The sequence below is a fragment of the Lentihominibacter sp. genome (assembly GCF_046951855.1).
GTDB classification, from domain to species: Bacteria; Bacillota; Clostridia; order Peptostreptococcales; family Anaerovoracaceae; genus Lentihominibacter; species Lentihominibacter hominis.
Genome location: NZ_JBKTXS010000010.1, coordinates 19,928 through 38,034, shown reverse-complemented (window position 1 = coordinate 38,034; position 18,107 = coordinate 19,928). Strand labels below are relative to the sequence as shown.

At 40.6% G+C, this 18,107-nt stretch carries 19 protein-coding genes; 14 read left to right on the top strand and 5 right to left on the bottom strand.

Features of this window, described 5'->3' with window-relative positions:
* The first annotated feature begins 12 nt into the window (after positions 1 to 12).
* The 5 genes from ACLR96_RS04335 to ACLR96_RS04315 all read left to right on the top strand — a co-directional run bounded on the left by ACLR96_RS04335 (position 13) and on the right by ACLR96_RS04315 (position 5,374).
* Entirely contained in the window at positions 13 to 1,107 is a 1,095-nt protein-coding gene (locus ACLR96_RS04335; protein WP_177267751.1) for a hypothetical protein, read from the top strand.
* A 27-nt stretch (positions 1,108 to 1,134) separates the two neighbouring features.
* The gene (locus ACLR96_RS04330; protein WP_177267750.1) at positions 1,135 to 2,325 is read left to right on the top strand and encodes a pyridoxal phosphate-dependent aminotransferase; all 1,191 of its coding nucleotides are present in this window, start codon (positions 1,135 to 1,137) and stop codon (positions 2,323 to 2,325) included.
* Positions 2,326 to 2,469: 144 nt separating this feature from the next.
* The gene (locus tag ACLR96_RS04325; protein WP_177267749.1) at positions 2,470 to 3,495 is read left to right on the top strand and encodes an NlpC/P60 family protein; all 1,026 of its coding nucleotides are present in this window, start codon (positions 2,470 to 2,472) and stop codon (positions 3,493 to 3,495) included.
* A gap of 133 nt (positions 3,496 to 3,628) precedes the next feature.
* Positions 3,629 to 4,867, top strand: coding sequence for an iron-containing alcohol dehydrogenase (locus ACLR96_RS04320; protein ID WP_177267748.1), 1,239 nt, complete (start codon positions 3,629 to 3,631; stop codon positions 4,865 to 4,867).
* A 210-nt stretch (positions 4,868 to 5,077) separates the two neighbouring features.
* Complete coding sequence (locus ACLR96_RS04315) at positions 5,078 to 5,374, top strand: DUF2325 domain-containing protein (RefSeq protein WP_177267747.1); 297 nt, start codon at positions 5,078 to 5,080, stop codon at positions 5,372 to 5,374.
* Between the two features lie 91 nt (positions 5,375 to 5,465).
* Here ACLR96_RS04315 and ACLR96_RS04310 read toward each other — a convergent pair whose 3' ends face one another.
* From ACLR96_RS04310 to ACLR96_RS04290, 5 genes are all read right to left on the bottom strand, one after another.
* Positions 5,466 to 6,485 carry a molybdopterin-binding protein gene (locus ACLR96_RS04310; protein WP_177267746.1) on the bottom strand — a complete coding sequence of 340 codons (1,020 nt, stop codon included), beginning with the start codon at positions 6,483 to 6,485 and terminating at the stop codon, positions 5,466 to 5,468.
* A complete protein-coding gene (locus ACLR96_RS04305; protein WP_177267745.1) occupies positions 6,485 to 7,144 on the bottom strand; it encodes an ATP-binding cassette domain-containing protein in 660 nt (219 codons plus the stop codon). The genes ACLR96_RS04310 and ACLR96_RS04305 overlap by 1 nt, the downstream gene beginning before the upstream one ends.
* Before the next feature lie 2 nt (positions 7,145 to 7,146).
* Complete coding sequence (gene modB / locus ACLR96_RS04300; RefSeq protein ID WP_177267768.1) at positions 7,147 to 7,818, bottom strand: molybdate ABC transporter permease subunit; 672 nt, start codon at positions 7,816 to 7,818, stop codon at positions 7,147 to 7,149.
* A 44-nt stretch (positions 7,819 to 7,862) separates the two neighbouring features.
* A complete protein-coding gene (gene modA / locus ACLR96_RS04295; protein WP_177267744.1) occupies positions 7,863 to 8,648 on the bottom strand; it encodes a molybdate ABC transporter substrate-binding protein in 786 nt (261 codons plus the stop codon).
* Positions 8,649 to 8,827: 179 nt separating this feature from the next.
* A complete protein-coding gene (locus tag ACLR96_RS04290; RefSeq protein WP_177267743.1) occupies positions 8,828 to 9,637 on the bottom strand; it encodes a hypothetical protein in 810 nt (269 codons plus the stop codon).
* Positions 9,638 to 10,033: 396 nt separating this feature from the next.
* On the opposite strand from ACLR96_RS04290, the gene ACLR96_RS04285 reads away from it, so the two are divergent.
* The 9 genes from ACLR96_RS04285 to ACLR96_RS04245 all read left to right on the top strand — a co-directional run bounded on the left by ACLR96_RS04285 (position 10,034) and on the right by ACLR96_RS04245 (position 18,038).
* Positions 10,034 to 10,693 (top strand): class I SAM-dependent methyltransferase, encoded by a 660-nt coding sequence (locus tag ACLR96_RS04285; RefSeq protein WP_177267742.1) that lies wholly within the window; start codon positions 10,034 to 10,036, stop codon positions 10,691 to 10,693.
* Between the two features lie 78 nt (positions 10,694 to 10,771).
* A complete protein-coding gene (locus tag ACLR96_RS04280; protein ID WP_177267741.1) occupies positions 10,772 to 11,599 on the top strand; it encodes an XdhC family protein in 828 nt (275 codons plus the stop codon).
* Between the two features lie 2 nt (positions 11,600 to 11,601).
* Positions 11,602 to 12,843, top strand: a complete 1,242-nt coding sequence (locus ACLR96_RS04275; RefSeq protein ID WP_177267740.1) for a histidine phosphatase family protein — start codon at positions 11,602 to 11,604, stop codon at positions 12,841 to 12,843.
* 257 nt (positions 12,844 to 13,100) lie between these two features.
* A complete protein-coding gene (rsxC, locus tag ACLR96_RS04270; protein ID WP_177267739.1) occupies positions 13,101 to 14,426 on the top strand; it encodes an electron transport complex subunit RsxC in 1,326 nt (441 codons plus the stop codon).
* Positions 14,419 to 15,405 carry an RnfABCDGE type electron transport complex subunit D gene (locus tag ACLR96_RS04265; RefSeq protein WP_177267738.1) on the top strand — a complete coding sequence of 329 codons (987 nt, stop codon included), beginning with the start codon at positions 14,419 to 14,421 and terminating at the stop codon, positions 15,403 to 15,405. The genes rsxC and ACLR96_RS04265 overlap by 8 nt, the downstream gene beginning before the upstream one ends.
* A complete protein-coding gene (locus ACLR96_RS04260; protein ID WP_177267737.1) occupies positions 15,395 to 15,946 on the top strand; it encodes an RnfABCDGE type electron transport complex subunit G in 552 nt (183 codons plus the stop codon). The genes ACLR96_RS04265 and ACLR96_RS04260 overlap by 11 nt, the downstream gene beginning before the upstream one ends.
* Positions 15,946 to 16,626 carry an electron transport complex subunit RsxE gene (rsxE, locus tag ACLR96_RS04255; RefSeq protein WP_177267736.1) on the top strand — a complete coding sequence of 227 codons (681 nt, stop codon included), beginning with the start codon at positions 15,946 to 15,948 and terminating at the stop codon, positions 16,624 to 16,626. Before ACLR96_RS04260 ends, rsxE begins: the two co-directional genes overlap by 1 nt.
* Positions 16,626 to 17,219 (top strand): electron transport complex protein RnfA, encoded by a 594-nt coding sequence (locus tag ACLR96_RS04250; RefSeq protein ID WP_177267735.1) that lies wholly within the window; start codon positions 16,626 to 16,628, stop codon positions 17,217 to 17,219. The genes rsxE and ACLR96_RS04250 overlap by 1 nt, the downstream gene beginning before the upstream one ends.
* Before the next feature lie 12 nt (positions 17,220 to 17,231).
* The gene (locus ACLR96_RS04245; protein WP_346727727.1) at positions 17,232 to 18,038 is read left to right on the top strand and encodes an RnfABCDGE type electron transport complex subunit B; all 807 of its coding nucleotides are present in this window, start codon (positions 17,232 to 17,234) and stop codon (positions 18,036 to 18,038) included.
* The last annotated feature ends 69 nt before the right edge of the window (positions 18,039 to 18,107 follow it).

Here is an 18,107-nt window from a genome sequence, read left to right as displayed (position 1 = left end):
GATACAAAAACAATGACATTTAAACTTGGTCAGTATATAGAGCCGGACTTTTCACAGGATATATTTAAAAATGCTCCGGAGGCTGAACTTAAAGCAGCGCCTAAAGACATGACAGCTCCGGAAGGATTTCATGCAACATCTATTTATCCCGAATATTTTAAGGTAGGGAATAAGTGGATACTTCCCGAAGACTCACGTATGGACTGTGTCGCTATATATGAAGAAGGGAAAATATATATACGCGAGTTCAGAAATATAAAAAAGGGTGATATGATTTTTCTGGGAAGAACTGAAAAATGTGAAGATGGAATTTATGTTAATGAAAACAGTTTTTTATTCCATGATCAGGATGAGGATGAACGCACTACGTTTTCTTTCAGACAGGGAAGAAGTAGGGAAACTGCTTTTTCTCACGATTACAGCAGCCTTTATGAGCTTTTGAAATATGAAAAACAATATGGACATATTACATGGGTGCTGGGTCCTGCGTGTGCTTTTGATGCCGAAGCCAGAGATGCTTTTTCAAAGCTTATAGAGCGCGGATATGTCCATTCTTTGCTGGCGGGAAATGCTCTGGCTACACATGATCTTGAGGCGGGGTATCTGGAAACTGCGCTGGGACAGAATATCAGGAATCAAAAACCGCATTTTAACGGTCATTACAATCATATAGATACCATAAACAAAGTAAATTTGTACGGCTCTATACCTGAATTTATAAAAAGAGAGAATATAGCAGATGGCATTATGTACAGTTGTGTAAAAAATGATGTACCTTTTGTGCTCAATGGTTCTATAAGGGATGATGGCCCTCTTCCCGAGGTATACGAACATACATATATAGGACAGGATGCTATAAGAAGCCACATAAGGAAAACTACGACGGTGATAGGCATGGCTACAGTGCTTCACACCATAGCGGCAGGAAACATGACTCCAAGTTACAGGGTTCTTGAAGATGGAACAGTACGTCCTGTATATTTTTATGCAGTAGATACATCTGAGTTTGCGGTGAATAAATTGTCGGATAGGGGTAGCTTATCGGCAAAGGGGATTGTCACTAATGTTCAGGATTTTGTATGTAATCTGGCAAAAAATCTGAAATAAATTTTATAAGGAAAGGAATCGTTAATTATGATAGCAGAAAAGATGAAACCTCTTATGGCCAATAATTCAGCTATAAGGACTATGTTTGAAGAAGGCGATAAGATGAGAGCTGAGCATGGAGCAGAAAACGTATATGACTTCAGTCTGGGGAATCCTGACGCGCCTGTTCCTTCAGAGATAAAACAGGCTATTATTGATATACTGAATGAGGAAGATCCTGTAACACTTCATGGTTATATGAGCAACGCAGGTTTTGAAGATGTGAGAGAGTCTATAGCGCAGTCACTTAACAGACGGTTTGGAACATCATTTGGAAGCGGCAATATTCTTATGACTGTCGGAGCTGCCAGTGGGCTCAATGTAGCTCTTAAAACTATACTGAATCCGGGAGAAGAAGTAATAATTTTTGCTCCGTATTTTCTGGAATACAATTGGTATGTAGATAATTATGACGGGAAAGTGGTGCAGGCTCCTACGGATAAAAATACATTCTACCCTGATCTTGAAAGCTTTGAGAAACTCATAACAGATAAGACGAGAGTAGTGCTTCTGAATACCCCTAACAATCCTACAGGAGTAATCTATAAAGAGGATACGATAAAGAAGATTGCAGAAATCCTGGAAAGAAAGCAGAAAGAACTGGGAAGGACGATATTTATAATTTCTGATGAGCCTTACAGAGAGTTAGCATATGGCGGTATTGAAGTACCGTATGTTACAAAGTATTATAATAATACTATCGTAGCATATTCCTACAGTAAGTCTCTGTCGCTTCCGGGGGAAAGAATAGGCTATCTGGTAATTCCTTCAGAGCTTGAAGACAGTGAATTTGTGTTTGATACAGCTTCTAACGCTAACAGGATAATAGGATGTGTAAATGCACCATCTCTGCAGCAGAAGGTTATAGGAAGATGTGTGGATGTACAGGTAGATCTTGACTATTATGACAGAAATCGAACATCTCTGTATGAAGGCTTGAAAGCGTGTGGCTTTGATTGTGTAAAACCGGAGGGAGCTTTCTATATGTTCCTTAAATCACCGGTAGAGGACGAAAATGATTTTTGCGCTGCCGCCAAGAAGTATAATATTCTTATGGTACCGGGAACTGCTTTTGCCTGCCCTGGATATGTTCGTCTGGCATATTGTGTGTCCCATGAAACGATAGTAAATTCAATGGATGGCTTTAGAAATTTGGCGAAAGAATATGGTTTGCTTTGATGAACTGAACATATATTCCGCAGAGAACATAAATTGAAGTTTATGTGAAGATGCCTGCATCCGGGTTTAAAGCAAGCCTCTGTTAAGGTATAATAAACCAGTGTTATGTTGTAGTAAGATGATGATATTAACAAAGGCGGAACTATGATTACAAGTTTGAAGAATTACAAAAAAGTTCTTATTGGAGCGGCAGTTGTAATTCTGGCGATTGCATCGGTGGTCGTTCTGAATTTTACTAAACCTTATGCTGTTTATGCGGACGGAACAAAGGTAGAAGACCCATATGTTGTGAAGGCCGGAGATGAAGAACTGTTTCTGGTTGAGGATTCTGAGACAGCGGAACGGGTTATAGAAATTGTTCTTAAAGAATATACTCCTGACGGCGCACAGGTCAATTCGGTTACAGTCGATAAGAAGCTGAGTACCGATGATAAGAATCTTAAGCGTGGAGAAGAGTCGCCAATGGTTCTTACAGAGGAAGAAGCTGTGGATTATATCCTTGAACAGAATAATACAGACGAACCTCTTTTTTCGGTTACTATAAATGCTGAAATAGGTTCTGTTCAGTCAGTTGAGTCGGAAACGACATATGAGGACAGTGAAGATCTTTATAAAGGTCAGAGTAAAGTCAAGAGTGAAGGATCAGACGGTGATCAGATCGTTACCAATCAGGTTACCAGTGTCAATGGTGCGGTTCTCACATCACAAGTAGTTGACACAGCTCTTATCAATGAATCGGTAGATACTGTAGTTTATAAGGGAATAAAAGAACGGCCTAAAGATACTGTAAGAGCTGATTACGGCGGAAAGGTTATGGGAAGCGGAAATGGCGTAACAGTAGCAAATTTTGCTTTGCAATTCGTTGGAAATCCTTATAAATACGGAGGAACGAGCCTTACTAACGGGGCCGATTGTTCCGGATTCGTGCAGAGTGTATATGCAAAGTTCGGCATATCGCTGCCCAGAACGGTAGGTCCTCAGTCACATTGCGGAAAAGGTGTTTCTTATAGCGAAGCACAGCCGGGAGATCTCATCTGTTATTCAGGGCATATAGGTATTTATATAGGAGGAGGAAACATAGTGCATGCGGCCAATTCCAGAAAAGGAATAATTGTTTCCACAGCTAAGAGTTATGGCGCAATTACTGCGGTAAGAAGGATTATTGAATAGTAATCTGAATAGATAGCAATAGTGAGGCTGTTGTATTAAGGAAAATAACTTAATGCAGAGCCTCTTTTTGATTATCATATAATGAAATAATGACTTTTTGATATTTAGAAAACCGGATAAAGAGGAAAATGACATGTATAAGATATTATGCAGAGTGTTTCAGGTATTTATGAAGGTCGCTATGTATATGCTGCCGTGGTATACTCCTGAAATCATAGAAGGCAGTGTGAGCGGTAGTGAATTGATTTCAGATATGAAGAAAAGGGATATAAATAGGGTTTTGGTAGTAATGGGGCCACATATGCTAAAAAGAGGCCTTCCTTTGTCTATGCTGGAAAATATGGCTCATATGGGTATAATGTATCAGGTCTTTGATAGAATTACTCCTGACCCTACTGACGCACAGGTTGAAGATGGTGTGAAGTTGTATAATCAGATAGACGGCCAGGGAATAGTTTTGTTTGGGGGCGGTTCTCCTATGGATTGCGGTAAAGCTATTGCAGCTCGCATAGCAAGACCTTCAAAACCAGTAAAAAAGCTGCAAGGGATACTGAGAGTGCATTCCAGAAAACGTGTTCCTATAATGTGGGCTGTACCAACTACTGCAGGTACCGGATCGGAAACCACAATGGCGGCTGTGATCACTGACAGAAAAACAAATCGAAAAAAGTCGATAAACGATGTTTCTATAATACCACATATATGTGTTTTTGATGCATCATTAACCATAGGTCTGCCCCCGGACATAACAGCTTATACAGGTATGGATGCGTTATGTCATGCAGTGGAGGCTTATACAAACAGCAGTTATAATACTGATTTGGAGAACCATATGGCGCAGCGGTCTGTAAAATTGATACATGACAATATTCTCGGGGCTTACTCAGACGGGACAAATTTATTTTACAGAAAAAATATGCAGACAGCGGCTTTTTACGCCGGAAGGGCTTTCACAAGGGGCTGTGTTGGATATGTGCATGCTATTGGTCATGCTATTGGAGGATTGTATAAAATCCCTCATGGAAAAACAATGGCTATATTACTTCCGCATGTAATGAGGGCATATGGAAAAAACGCTGAGAAAAAGCTTGCTGATTTGTCGGATATCTGTGGGCTTTCAACGGACTGTGAGATTCCGGTAAGTGAAAAATCACAGCTTTTTATAAATTGGATTGAGTCTGTGAATCGGAAGATGTCAATTCCTTCCGGTTTTGACTGTATTAAGGAAAAGGATATACAAATCATCGTGCGATGGGCTCTTGAAGAGGCTAATCCGCTCTATCCTGTACCAAAGGTATTTGGTAAAAATCAGATCATTGCGGTTATAAGGAAGGTCATGTTAGATAATAGTATTCATGCAGATTTCATATAACTTTTATTGCCAAATTTATTGACAAAATTTTAAACTTATAGTATTATAATAAACAAGTTAGTTAATAATAACTTAAAACCCCTAAATAATTTAATAACAAAAGGCGTATATATGGGTATATTAAAATCATACCCATATATTTAAAAAAATAGGTTAGTAAAAACTAACTAAATGACATAAAAAACAAGAGGTTAAGGATGGGAGGATACAATGAGCGTTGTAATTATAGGCGGACATGAAAGGATGGTCCGTCAGTATGAAGAAATATGTGAGAAGCATGGGTGTAATGCCAAAGTTTTTGTCAAAGAACGGAGCGGATTCAAAAAAAATCTCGGTACGCCTGATCTTATGATATTGTTGACCAATACAGTGTCGCATAAGATGGTTAAGAGTGCCGTGAACGAGGCTAAAAGAAATAAGATTCAGATAGCCAGAGCGCATAGCAGCAGCGCTTCGGCACTGACAAATATACTTCAGCAACATGGAGCCGAACCTGTCAGTATGTAGATAATAAAAAACATCTATCATAAAAGAGCACACATAAAAGAAGCTATCGAATTGGCGCAGATTTTCGCCATTTCGATAGCTTCTTTAATTATTAAACTTTACCAAATCCACATACAGGGAATGTACATACTTTACAGTTAAGGCACAGACCGCCGTGAGCCAGTTTGTTTATATCCTGCTTGGTTATGCGCTCGCCTGCCAAAAGTCTGGGCACGATCAGATCAAAGATGCTGGTACAGCTGTACATTACACATCCCGGAAGACCCACAACAGGTATATCGTTTATATATGAAAGCATAAACATGGCTCCGGGGAGAACAGGGGCTCCATAACTGATAACTTCCCCACCTGCCCGTCTTATTCCCGCAGGTGTTCTGTCATCAGGATCAACTGACATACCGCCTGTTATACCGATGATGTCCATTCCTTCTTTTATAAGCTGATTTATGCAGTCAGCGATCATTTTTTCATCGTCATCAGCAAAAAGCTGCTTTTCCACCTTGCTTCCCAGATGTCCGAATTTTTTTATAAGTACAGGTCCGAAAGCATCTTCTATTATACCATTATATACTTCACTTCCGGTGGTTACAACGCCAACGCGCATTTCTTTGAGAGGTATGATTTTTATAATAGGTTCCCCGGCTAATATAGCTTCGGCTTTGCAGAGAATATCTTTTGATACGAAAAGAGGGATTATTCTTGTCCCAGCCAGTTTTTCTCCTTTTCTTACTACGATGTTCTCATGTATGGTGGCAAACATTATTTCATCTTGAGAGACTAATTGAAAAAGTTTTTCTTTGTCTATTTTCAGAAGACCGTCAACAGCCGCTTTGAGCTCTATTTTTCCTTCCGAAGGTTCCGTAAGATCTATTCCTTCCCCTGCCGCCTTCGAAGCTATTCTGTATGCAGCTTCATTTTCATGTACATCTGTATCGTTTTTTTCAAGAACAAACAGGTGCTTTTTACCCATAGATAAGAGAATAGGTATGTCGTCTTCAGTAATAATATGTCCTTTTTTAAATTTGGGACCTTTATACTGACCGGGGATTATCTGGGTCAAATCATGGGCCAGCACAGTTCCTACAGCCTGATTTACAGCAACTTCTTTCATTAGAGTATCCTGCCTTCCTTTAACGTTATATTCTTATCAGCGAAGAGTTGAGTTTCGCGGTGATTATGAGTTATAAGTATAGTGGGAATATTGAGAGATTCTTTAAAATCTCTGAACTCATCATATATTTTGCTCTTTGTATTTTCGTCCAGTGCAGAAAAAGGTTCGTCAAGAAGAAGCAGCGACGGCCTTGTCACCATAGCTCTGGCAAGAGCAACACGTTGCTTTTCTCCGCCCGATATAGCATTTGAGTTTTTGTCAGCCAGATGTGAAAGACCAAGGGTCTCCATCATATAACCGGCATACTCGAGAAGCTCTTTTCTGGTAGCCTTTTTTTTATATTCGCGTTTATTTTTAAGTCCATACAGTATATTTTGTTTCACGGTCATATTAGGGAACAAAGCGTAGTTCTGAAAAAGATAGCCTATATTTCTTTTTTCTGCAGGGATATTTACTTTATCAGTATGACTGAAAAGAACTTTTTCGTCAATAGTGATCTTTCCTTCGTCGGCAGTGACAATGCCTGCAAGACAATTGAGTATCGTGGTTTTACCGGCACCGGAAGATCCCTCTATTACAAGAAGCTCATTTTCTATAGAAAATTCTACATCCAGATCAAAGTAATTTAGTTTTTTAAACAGTTTGAATGAGACTCCCATGATCACCAGCCTCCTTTATGATTTTTCTTTTTCAGCCACATATTAAGGCCAAAGACAAGAGCAAAACTGAATACTACCATTATGGCCACGAGAGCAGATGCCTTTTCATCTTTTCCTACTACTACAGCATAATATATAGCTGTTGGTATGGTTTGAGTTTTGCCCGGTATATTTCCTGCGAGCATTAGAGTGGCTCCGAATTCACCCAAGGCTCTGGCGAAAGTAAGTACAATACCACTGACGATACCGGGTCCGGACAAAGGAAATGTGACGGTTCTGAATACTTTAAAAGGGCTGCTTCCCAAAGTCTTTGCGGCCAGCTCATAGCTGTGATCCACACTTTGAAAGGCACCCTTGGCATTTTGATACATGAGGGGTAGGGCCACTACTGAAGCGGCTATAACACAAGCTACCCATGTGAATACTACCTGTACTCCGAATGTATCCAGAAGAAAGGCCCCAATAGGGCCTCTCTTTCCGAAAACTTTTAAAAGCAGATAACCTACTATCGATGGGGGAAGAATCATGGGAAGGATAAGTATGGTTTCCCAGATGTTCTTACCCGGAACTTTTCTCTTTGTAAGCAGGTAGGCAAAGAAGACTCCCAGAAAAAAGGCGATTACTGTCGCAATAAGAGCAACTTTTACGGATAAAATAATTGGTTCAAACATAATTGTTATTTACCTTACTACCTTTTAGTTTGTTATATTGATATAAGTTATTTTACTGTGAATCCGTATTTTTCGAATACTTCCTTAGCAAAATCACTCTGCATGAAATCATAGAAATCTGCTGCCGATTCTGACTGAGGAGCATCTTTGAGTATAGCTGCAGGATATACGATAGGGTCATGAAGACTTTCATCAACATCTCCTATAATAGCACCTTTTTCTTTATCTATCATTTCGGCATCGGTTCTGTATACAAAACCGCAGTCTGCATTACCCTCTTCAACGTAGTTGAGTACTGCTCGTACATCTTTTGCTTCAACCAACTTTCCTGATATCTGATCAGTTATTCCCATGTTTTCAAAAACCTGACTTGCATATTTTCCGGCAGGAACAGTATTAGGTTCACCGATAGCTATAGTTTCTACGGCATCAGTTGTCAAACTGTCCATAGTTATGGAATCTTTTTTCTCTATTGTGGAAATAAGGGTAAGAGTATTCAAAAGAAGATCTTTCCTTGTGTCAGTATCAATATAATCCCCTTCTTCCAGCTGATCCATATTGGCTTTTGAAGCTGAAATAAAAATATCGCAAGGAGCTCCGCCTTCGATCTGCTGTACCAGATCTCCCGAGCCTGCATAGCTTGGTGTGATAGTGCAGTCTGCGTCTTTTTCATATTCTTCGATGATTTCATCAAGAGCATCTGTCAGGCTTGCTGCAGCCAATACTGTGACTTCGGGTTTTTCTGCGTCATCATCTTTGCTACCGCATCCTGCCATAAGAAGCATGGACATAATAAGAACAGCAGCTGTCGCAAATGTTAATATCTTTTTCATATTTCCTCCTGTAATAATATAATTATTAAATGATAAAGTATGAATCTTCATAGTAGATTCATACTAATTTTAACATAAAAATAAACAATCAATGTTGTTTAAACAACATTGATTGTTTTTAATTTGCTATTTTTATGAGAATTAATTTGCTGTTATTCACAGCAAGTATGAGATTGCTGTCAATTCCAGAAAAGCTGAAGAAGTATGTCTTTCAGCTCTTTCATATTGGTGAGTCTTTCAGACTCAGAAGGTAAAGGTGAGGGTTCTGATGAAGACCCTCCGCACGGAAGTCCGCATTCAGTACAGTTGCCACTGCATTCTTCCGGCTGGTCTTTGACTTTTTCATGGTCATGATGATGTTCGTGGATCATATGAGTATTGGAATTCCCCATTCCATATATGAGCTCTAATATATGTACTGCGTCTTTTCCCTGATTTTTTAATGAATCTCTGCAGTCAATGCAGTATGTCAGGTAAGGAAAACGTCCGCTATCTTTTTCATGAAGGGTGACTCCCATATTTTCAGCTAATTCAATAACCGCAGATCTCGCATCGCTGCTGCTTTGGCTGGGATCATATATCGTATAATTTTCAGAATTACAGCCTCCGCTTATTTTTAATTCCTGAAGATGCTCGTAAAGAGAAATGACGGTAATAGCCGGATAGTTTTTTTTCAGAGTATCCAGACATGTCATACATGCTGTAACTATAGTGGGGTTTCCCATTTCTTCCCATTTTTCTTTTATGTCAAAGGAACCGCAGTATTGTATGAGAATAGCAGTATCGGGATTTTGGAAACGAAGCGAGTCGTAAGCCTTTACGACTATTTCCGGTTCAGCTGCACAGAGACGGCACCCCGGAAGAAAAGCGTAGCTGCATGCCTCGTATTCTTTTCCTGATAAGAGATTTATAGGTTTTTTGGCCAGTAGAATATCTTCTTTTGTTTTCTTTATATCTTGATTACAGTCATGGAAGAAAAAATTACACATATTTGCACCTCTTGATTTTGTATAGTCTGATTATATCATATGAAAATAAATGTTAGTCAAATAAAATCAAAAAAGAAAAAGTGCGTAGTCAGACTTGGCATATGTGTCTGCTTCGCACAAGTGGTACTTTATAAAGTAATTTTGCTGTTGAACTCACATGGCCGGCGGCTCATGTGAAAAATCGGAGTTTATTGTTTATGATGCAATTTTACGTTGACAGCAGTCCTTTTGTCAATATGAATGTTGTTGGAACAACAAAAATAATCTTAAAAATGAAAGCATGTTTAAATAATGAGACCATGTCTCTTGATTCATAACTTGATGACGGATATAATAATTATCAAGTGAAGCGTATAAAGGAGGGTGTGATGTCTCTGAGACATTGCGGTGAATAAAATGATATCATGGAGACCAGAAAATTTCTGTACTGCCGATAAAGCTTTAGAGCTTGCCGGATTTAAAAAGGGGAGCAGAATCCTGGATATAGGGTGCGGAGACGGAGATATTGTAGCATATCTTGCCAGAAAGTGCGGCATGTTGGCGGAAGGGATAGATATGAATCTTTCTGCTGTCAGCGCTGCTAAGGAAAAATACCCTGAAATAGATGTAAGATTCGGAGATGGGGAGTTCTTAGATGAATATTCGTCATTTACATTTGACGGTGTTTTTATGCAGCGAGTGCTTACTCTTATAAATATACCTGATGAAGCTCTTCATGAAGCGTATTGTGTATTGAAGAGGGGCGGCAAGCTTGTAATCTCGGATGCTTATTACAAAAATCCTGATCCAAAGCAGCTTAAGGCTCTGAGAATAGAGGCGCAGAGGCTTAGCAAAATACCGCGTAAAGAGGGCGACTGTGAAGAGAATCCCGTGAGATTTGTTGATTTCAGGTTGAATAATATCTTGTTTGCGGAACCGCTTAAAAGACAATTAGAAGAGATCGGATACAGGATAAGTAGTTTTGAGGATATAGATGTGGAGCCCGATGAACGTGTCTTGGAAAATGGCAAAAATGGTATAGGGTACTTTATGATGGTTGCTGAAAAGCCATTATAGATTTTATACTGTGTAGTAAGAATAGATATAGAACAGAAGGCAGGTAAACGGCGATGTATAGTTTGAAAGGAAAGGAATATGTCAGAACAGTTATCATATTATGCCAGAGATCTAATTGAACAGGGAGAAGATTTCGTTATTGCCAAAGTAGTCGATACAAAAGGATCAGCCCCGAGGAAAAAAGGGGCAGTACTTTTGATGAAGGAAGACGGAACGACGATAGGTACGGTAGGAGGAGGGCTTCTCGAAGCTGAAACCGAAAAGCTGTGTCGGAATACATTCGCAACAAAGGAAAAGAGCCGTATATATGAATTCACGTTGGATGAAAAACAAAAAGGTGCTCTTGATATGGGATGCGGGGGAGACGCCGTTATACAGGTTCAATATATACAAGCCGCTGATCCGGGAGATTTTATCGAAGAGTTTAAGTTGGCGAGCACTGCTTATATTTTCGGCGGAGGTCATATCGCATATGCTCTTGAACCGGTCCTCAGGCATGTGGACTTCAGGACTGTGGTAATAGATGACAGGGCTGAATATGCTAATAGTGAGAGGTTTCCTTATGCAGACAGAACTATAGTAGTAAAGGATTTTGATGACGCTTTTAATGAAATACAGACTGATGATGACAGTTATATAATAATTGTAACAAGGGGTCACAGAGGTGATCTTAAGGTATTGAGACAGGCGCTGCAAAGACCGTTTGCGTACTTGGGAATGATAGGAAGCAGAAGAAAAAACAGTCTTTTGTATGACGTTCTGAGAGAAGAAGGCGTTACGGAAAAGCAAATTTCCCAGATTCATGCACCTATAGGGCTTTCGATAGGATCGGAGACTCCGGAAGAGATTGCTGTAAGTATAGTTGCTGAAATAATTAGTGAGAGAGCAGGACGGAATAAGGTATAGCTATGAAAAAGGCTCAGAAAGAAAAAAGGCAAAGTTCTTTTGCCGCAATAATATTGGCAGCCGGCTATTCGTCCAGAATGAAAAGCTTTAAACCGTTGCTTCCTATAGGGGAGCTTACAGCAGTGGAGAGGCTGATGAGCAGTGTCAGGGCAGCCGGGATAGATGATATTATTGTTGTTACAGGCTACAGCAGAGAACGGCTGCAGCCTGTTTTAAATATGTCAGGCGCAGAAGAAGCATATAATGAAAGATATGATTCAGGTATGTTTTCTTCTGTTCAGAAAGGGATAAAACGGGCAGATGAGTTGTTCCCTTCTGCATCCGGTTATTTTCTTATGCCTGCAGACTGCCCGCTTATAGACAGTGACGTAATAGCGACAATGTCAGCACAGATAGAAAAACATCATGATTTCTTTTGTGTTCCTACTTTTGAAGGAAAGAAAGGCCATCCTCTGTTTATTCCGCATATATACAGCGATGAGATCTGCAGATATGAGGGAAGTGGAGGACTGAAAGCTATAACTGATAAATATTGGGATAAAATGACGAGGATACCTGTAAGACAGGAAGGCTGTCTGCTGGATATGGATACGCCTGCTGGTTATCATGATATTCTAAGTTTCTGGAATAATGGATGCAAACGTGAAGAACTTAGGGATTTAGCGCAGGGAAGGCGTATATTTCTCATAAGGCATGGTGAAACGAGGCAGCACTGTGAAAAAATGTTGATAGGACAGTATGATGTTCCTCTCAGCCGTGAGGGGAGAAGACAGATCGTTGAGTCGGCGTCTGATCTTTTATTATATCATCCGCAGGTGGAAGCTATATATTCCAGCGATCTCAAACGCGCCGAGGAGTCGGCTGAGATACTGAGACATTATTTATCTCAGGAAACCGGACATATAAGGATAGTGAAGGAAAAAGGCTTCAGAGAGATATCCTTAGGGGATTGGGACGGACAGCCTGTAAGCAGAATAAGGGAACAGTATCCGGATGAATACAGACGGCGTGGAGAAGATATATTTTCTTTCAAAATAGGCAATGCTGCAGAAAACTTTTACGATATGCAATATAGAGCAGTATCAGCCCTGAGAGAGATAATGAAAAAGGATACTTCCGGTGATCTTATGATTGTTGCTCACAGCGGAGTAATAAGAGCTCTGGAAAATAACCTTAAAGGCATGCGTGTGGATGATATGTGGGAGCATGTTCCTAAGGGCAGATTTACCTTGATAAAAATTTGAGACACCCTTATCTGGCAAATTTTCAGAAAAAATTTTTTTATTTTTTGACTAAATCTTTCATATATATATAGTGCTTGGACAACAAAATGACATGCTTATAATTATCTTCATGTCAATAGCTTTTAAATAATGCTTGTGATATAATTCATTTTATACGGGAAATCCAATAGCTATAAAAATCACATTGACACCCATATCATCGACCTGTGGATTAAGATCACAGAAAAGAAGAATGGGAAAGAAAGAGAGGTTTTTAAATGGAAAAAAAGGTGAGGTCTTTGAACAGCATCAAGGTAAGTCATGAAAAAAAGACGGCCAGCTGCATTACCGAAAAGATGTCTGTTCCTGAAACCGTCTGTATTTCCATGGCTCAGCATATAGGAGCTCCATGCAAACCATTGGTTGCTAAAGGAGACTCTGTTAAAGTGGGTCAGATAATAGGGGATACAGATGCGTTTGTGAGTGCTCCGATACATTCCAGCGTATCGGGTACAGTCAAAGAAATTTCATCAATCAGATCTATCACAGGAGGAGAGGATCAGGTCATCATCATAGAGACTGATGGCAGACAGGATTTATGGCAAAGGATTAAGCCGCCTGTCATAAATGATCAGAAAGATTTTGTAAAGGCGATAAGAGCCAGCGGACTTGTGGGGCTGGGCGGAGCATCATTTCCGACTCATATCAAGTTTAATCCGAAAAATCTGGATCAGGTAGATACTCTGATAGTTAACGGAGCAGAATGTGAACCCTTTATAACGTCAGACCACAGATTGATGCTGGAAGATACAGAGTATATCATAAAAGGTATACTGGCAACCATGAAAAATCTGGATCTGAAAAGAGTTTACATAGGCGTAGAGGAAAACAAACCTGACGCTATAAGCAAACTGAAGGAAGCAATAGGAAATTCGGGGCATTCTCAGGATATAGAGGTAAAAGTTTTGAATTCCAGATATCCGCAAGGCGCCGAGAGAGTAATGATATACGAGATAACCGGAAAACCCCTGAATGCCGGAGTATTGCCTGCAGATCTCGGAATACTTCTTTCGAATATAACTACTATAGCATTTATAGGTCAGTATCTGGAGACAGGAAGGCCTCTTACTGCTAAGCGTATAACAGTAGACGGCAATGCAGTGGCAGAGCCTAAGAATATAATAGTTCCTATCGGAACGAGGATCTTCGATGTAGTCAAAGCCTGCGGGGGATATAAGGCAGAGCCGAGAAAAATACTGATGGGAGGTCCTATGATGGGAAGAGCTGTATATTCCGATGCTTTTCCTATAGTAAAAAATAATAATGCCATATTGATATTTGACGGTCCGCAGGCGCTTATCCCTGAGGAGACCGGATGTATAAAATGCGGGATGTGTATTAAAGCATGCCCGTTTGGCCTGTTGCCGGTATCTCTGGCAGAGGCTTACGAAAGAAAAGATATCGAGAGGCTTAAACGATTACAGGTCACCGAATGTATGGAATGCGGAAGCTGTTCATATATTTGTCCTGCGAGACGTCCATTGAGCTTTATGCATAAGATGGCTAAAGGATTGTTGAAGGAGGTGGCAAGTAATAATGGATAACAGATATCACGGGAATTTAGAAGTATCGTCGGCGCCTCATCTGGTTAGCCCTGTAAATACGGCTAAAATAATGGGAATGGTACTCATAGCTCTGGCGCCTGCTTTTGGAGTGGGGATATATCAGTTCGGATACAGAGCTGCAATGCTCACACTTGTATGTGTGGCGGCATGTGTACTGTTTGAGTATCTGATGAATAAAATAATGAAGAAGGAACAGACTGTAAGGGATCTCAGCGCAGTTGTAACAGGTGTGCTGTTGGCATTTAATCTCCCTTCGGGTCTGCCTTATTGGATTGCCATAGTAGGATGTTTCGCTGCTATAGTAGTCATTAAACAGCTTTTTGGAGGCATCGGACAGAATCTGGTGAATCCGGCTGTAACAGCGCGAATATTTTTGTTTATGTCTTTTGCCACGGAGATGACTACGTGGCCCACTGCAAGAGGCACAGGATTCGACACAGTGACATCGGCAACACCGCTCGGGCAGCTTTCGCTGGGAGGAGCAGACAGTGTGTCAGCATCGAATTTAGATTTGTTCCTCGGAAACGTAGGGGGCTGCATAGGAGAAGTCAGTGCCTGTGCACTGCTTATCGGGGGCATTTTTCTTATATTCACAAGGATTATATCTATACATATCCCCTTGAGTTTTCTTGCTACTGTCTTTGTATGCGGATTTATCTGGGGAGGTTTTGACGGAGCTGTATTCCATCTGTGCGCCGGCGGCGTAATGCTGGGAGCGTTTTTCTGCGCCACTGATTATGTGACATCTCCTATGCTTCCTCTGGGGAAAGTGATATTCGGTATCGGCTGTGGTCTGTTTACCATACTTATAAGATTATTTGCATCATATCCTGAGGGTGTGTCTTTTGCTATATTGCTCATGAATATCCTTACTCCTTATATAGACAGAATTACGGAAAAAATCATGTTCAGAGTGCCTAAAAAGGCGGTGGAAGGAGATGCCGGAAATGAAAAATAGCGTTTTTAGAGAAAATGTTTTTCCGGTGATCGTTCTGGTATGCATATGCCTGATCACCACACTGGCTTTAGCAGGTACATATAACGTGGCTAATCCCAAGATAGTTGAGAATCAGCGTAAGGAAGCTGATGAGGCAAGAATGCTGGTGCTTCCTTCCGGTGATAGTTTTACCCAGTATGAGGGTAAGCTGAGCGAGGGTGTTATAGACTGTTATATTGCTGACAATAAATCCGGTATGGCAGTTACAGCGGAGTATAAAGGTTTTGGGGGGAATGTTGAAGTTATGGTGGGTATAGATGCCGGAGGCAATGTAACCGGTGTTACTGTAACTAATCATTCAGAGACTCCCGGTCTTGGGACAAAAGCTATGACTGAAAAATATCTTTCTCAGTACGGAGGATTAAATCAGGTTACCGGCGGTCATATAAAAGATGATCCTGATATAGATGCGATTACAGGAGCGACTATCACGTCCAATGCAGTATATTGCTCAGTGGAAGAAGCCTTGGAGCAATTTGATGAATGTGGAGGTGTTAAGTAATGAGTAAATTGCAGATAATGACAAAGGGTATCATAAAAGAGAACCCCGTATTAGTGCTTTTGCTGGGTACGTGCCCTACATTGGCAACTACAACAAGTGCTGTAAACGGACTTGGTATGGGGGTTTCTACAATGGCTGTGCTTATATGCTCAAACATTGTGATATCGCTTTTGAAAAAAGTTATTCCGGGTAAGGTGAGAATCCCTTGTTATATAGTAGTTATTGCCGGATTTGTAACAATAGTACAGCTGTTGCTGAAAGCATACCTGCCGGCTCTTGATTCAGCGTTGGGATTGTTTATTCCTCTTATAGTAGTAAACTGTATAATTTTAGGAAGAGCAGAGATGTTCGCCTCTAAAAACAGCGTTATAGATTCTGCTCTTGACGGTTTGGGAATGGGCATCGGTTTTACTTTGGCTCTTGGAATTATGGGGCTTATCAGAGAGTTTTTTGGAAGTGGAACTGTTTTTAATATTTCTGTTTATGCCGGGACATCAATAACGCCTGCCGGTATTTTTATGTTAGCTCCCGGCGGTTTCTTTGTCTTTGCCATATTAGTGGCGGCGGTTAATTATTTTACGAAGGATAAGTCTGTACGGAAGAAAGAATTCGGGTGTAAAGGCTGCATGATGGCAGATTCATGTGGTGCTGCATGTGAGAGGAAGGAGGCTGATGAGTAATGACAAGTATTCTTATCATAATGTTTTCAGTTATTCTTACCAATAATTTTGTGTTATCTCAGTTTCTTGGAATATGTCCGTTTCTTGGAGTTTCCAAAAAACTTGATTCTGCTGTCGGAATGGGAGTAGCGGTAACTTTTGTAATGGTGCTGGCTACTGCAGCCACGTGGCCGATAGAAGTTTACATTTTGGACAGATATGATATGGGATATCTGCAGACTGTGGTGTTTATTTTGGTTATAGCCTCACTGGTACAGCTTGTGGAGATGACCTTGAAGAAATATATGCCGCCTCTTTACAAGAGTCTCGGCGTCTTTCTTCCGCTTATTACAACTAACTGTGCTGTATTGGGTGTCACTATAATGAATATCACAGATGGATATAATTATATTGAGTCATTGTTTTGCTCCGTAGGGGCAGGAATAGGATTCCTGCTGGCTATGGTATTGTTCGCAGGACTGAGAGAAAAACTTGAAAACTGCAAAGGCATTCCTGACTGTTTTCAGGGTGTTCCTATCACATTGATAACTGCGTCTGTTCTTTCCATGGCATTCATGGGATTTTCAGGTGTAGTTGAAGGAATATTCGGTTAGGAGGTGTATGGAGTGTCAACAATAATAATACCGGCTGCTATAGTGGCGGTAATAGGTTTAATAGCAGCTATCATTCTTACCATAGCATCTAAACTTATGTATGTAACTGTTGATGAGAGAGTTGCAGCTATCAGGGAGGTGCTTCCGGGAGCAAACTGCGGAGCATGTGGGTTTAAAGGCTGCGATGATTATGCCGCAGCATTTTCAAAAGATCCGGGGCTCAGTACAGCTCTGTGTCCGGTAGGAGGAGCTGAGGTCGCGACACAGATTGCGGGAATTATGGGAGAGGATGCTGCAGAAGCTGAACCTAAAGTGGCGATGGTGATGTGTCAGGGAAGCTATGGTGTTACAAGACAGATCATGGAGGATGATAGGATATATACTTGTAAAGAAGCCAAGATGTTTTACGGGGGACAGTGGGCATGCCCTTATGGCTGTCTGGGCTTGGGTGACTGTTATAATGTATGTAAATTCGAAGCTGTCACTGTATGTAATGGCGTAGCTAAAATAGACCGGGAAAAGTGTGTAGGGTGCGGAGCCTGTGAGGAAGCGTGTCCTAACAATATCATATCTATGGTGAAGAAAAAGAATCTTGTATTCGTAGCCTGCAAATCTCTGGAAAAAGGCGCTAAGACAAGGAAATTATGCTCCATGGGATGTATAGGATGTATGAAATGTCAGAAGATCTGTAAGTTTGATGCTGTAAGAGTAGAGAACAATGTAGCGAAAGTAGACTTGGAAGCTTGTAGGAACTGTGGGATGTGTGAGAAAGAGTGTCCTACGGGAGCTATAGTTAATTACAGAAAGCGAAAGGTTTAAGTTAAGTCTTGTATAGAGGCAGAACAGATCTGCAGAAATGTGAGATCCGGCAGCTAAGCGGATATGAGC

Excerpts from the sequence above, each read along its gene's own strand:
- ACLR96_RS04335 (WP_177267751.1), top strand. The coding sequence starts at position 13 with ATGACATTTAAACTTGGTCAGTATATAGAGCCGGACTTTTCACAGGAT.
- ACLR96_RS04330 (WP_177267750.1), top strand. The coding sequence starts at position 1,135 with ATGATAGCAGAAAAGATGAAACCTCTTATGGCCAATAATTCAGCTATA.
- ACLR96_RS04325 (WP_177267749.1), top strand. The coding sequence starts at position 2,470 with ATGATTACAAGTTTGAAGAATTACAAAAAAGTTCTTATTGGAGCGGCA.
- ACLR96_RS04320 (WP_177267748.1), top strand. The coding sequence starts at position 3,629 with ATGTATAAGATATTATGCAGAGTGTTTCAGGTATTTATGAAGGTCGCT.
- ACLR96_RS04315 (WP_177267747.1), top strand. The coding sequence starts at position 5,078 with ATGAGCGTTGTAATTATAGGCGGACATGAAAGGATGGTCCGTCAGTAT.
- ACLR96_RS04310 (WP_177267746.1), bottom strand. The coding sequence starts at position 6,485 with ATGAAAGAAGTTGCTGTAAATCAGGCTGTAGGAACTGTGCTGGCCCAT.
- ACLR96_RS04305 (WP_177267745.1), bottom strand. The coding sequence starts at position 7,144 with ATGGGAGTCTCATTCAAACTGTTTAAAAAACTAAATTACTTTGATCTG.
- modA (WP_177267744.1), bottom strand. The coding sequence starts at position 8,648 with ATGAAAAAGATATTAACATTTGCGACAGCTGCTGTTCTTATTATGTCC.
- ACLR96_RS04290 (WP_177267743.1), bottom strand. The coding sequence starts at position 9,637 with ATGTGTAATTTTTTCTTCCATGACTGTAATCAAGATATAAAGAAAACA.
- ACLR96_RS04285 (WP_177267742.1), top strand. The coding sequence starts at position 10,034 with ATGATATCATGGAGACCAGAAAATTTCTGTACTGCCGATAAAGCTTTA.
- ACLR96_RS04280 (WP_177267741.1), top strand. The coding sequence starts at position 10,772 with ATGTCAGAACAGTTATCATATTATGCCAGAGATCTAATTGAACAGGGA.
- ACLR96_RS04275 (WP_177267740.1), top strand. The coding sequence starts at position 11,602 with ATGAAAAAGGCTCAGAAAGAAAAAAGGCAAAGTTCTTTTGCCGCAATA.
- rsxC (WP_177267739.1), top strand. The coding sequence starts at position 13,101 with ATGGAAAAAAAGGTGAGGTCTTTGAACAGCATCAAGGTAAGTCATGAA.
- ACLR96_RS04265 (WP_177267738.1), top strand. The coding sequence starts at position 14,419 with ATGGATAACAGATATCACGGGAATTTAGAAGTATCGTCGGCGCCTCAT.
- ACLR96_RS04260 (WP_177267737.1), top strand. The coding sequence starts at position 15,395 with ATGAAAAATAGCGTTTTTAGAGAAAATGTTTTTCCGGTGATCGTTCTG.
- rsxE (WP_177267736.1), top strand. The coding sequence starts at position 15,946 with ATGAGTAAATTGCAGATAATGACAAAGGGTATCATAAAAGAGAACCCC.
- ACLR96_RS04250 (WP_177267735.1), top strand. The coding sequence starts at position 16,626 with ATGACAAGTATTCTTATCATAATGTTTTCAGTTATTCTTACCAATAAT.